This window comes from Enhygromyxa salina (genome assembly GCF_002994635.1).
Lineage (GTDB): Bacteria > Myxococcota_A > Polyangia > Nannocystales > Nannocystaceae > Plesiocystis > Plesiocystis salina_B.
The window spans coordinates 1-668 of record NZ_PVNL01000178.1 but is presented as its reverse complement, the minus strand read 5'-3'; the positions used below and the strand labels follow the sequence as shown (position 1 = coordinate 668).

Here is a 668-nt window from a genome sequence, read left to right as displayed (position 1 = left end):
GCGTCACACCGCCCGATGACATCCCGGGCGCAGACGCGGAGACGGTCCGGCAGACCTACGCGCGCACCTTGTTCAACGTGCTCGAGAGCGCGTATCCGTCCGCGTCACTTGGCGCCGCGCTCACGCGCTCGATCGGCTCCACCGCTTCGTCCGGCTCGAGCGAGCGACGAAGATCCCCCGGCGCATGCTCGACGTGCTGATGCGCGACGTCCTTGGCAACACGCTGGATCGCGCGGGGCTGCGAACGCTCGCGCAGATCGTGCTGCTCCGCGAGCGCGTCGGCCTGGGCTGGGACGAACTCGCCACGTTCTGGGCGAACGTGATCGACGCCCGGGACAGCAATGACAAGCGGGCGCTCTACACTCGGCGCTTTCTCTCCAAGGATCTCGGGCCGATCGATCCGGCGTTCAACCCCGTGGGAGATGGCACCCAGCTGTTCGGCGAGAGCAACCCAGCGACGGCGATCACCACCACCCAGCTTCCGCGGGTGCTCGCGGGCCTCGGGATCGGCGAGCGGGACTACCAGCTGCTGGTGAGCTCTGACCTGGCCAGCGACGCGTTCTCGTTCGCCAACCTCACCGCGCTGTTTCGTTGCGTCGCGTTCGCGCGGACGCTTCGGTTCTCGATCTCGAGCTTCCTTCACTTCGCCGATCTGACTGGTCTGGATC

General features: G+C 67.4%; 2 protein-coding genes. Both read left to right on the top strand.

Going from position 1 to position 668, the window contains the following annotated elements; translation table 11 throughout:
- Positions 1-200, top strand: a 200-nt coding sequence (locus ENSA7_RS45235) for a hypothetical protein (protein WP_219908160.1), incomplete at its 5' end; no start/stop codon positions are given.
- A partial coding sequence (locus ENSA7_RS41530) for a hypothetical protein (protein ID WP_146158760.1) occupies positions 185-668 on the top strand: 484 nt, incomplete at its 3' end. The genes ENSA7_RS45235 and ENSA7_RS41530, both read left to right, overlap by 16 nt.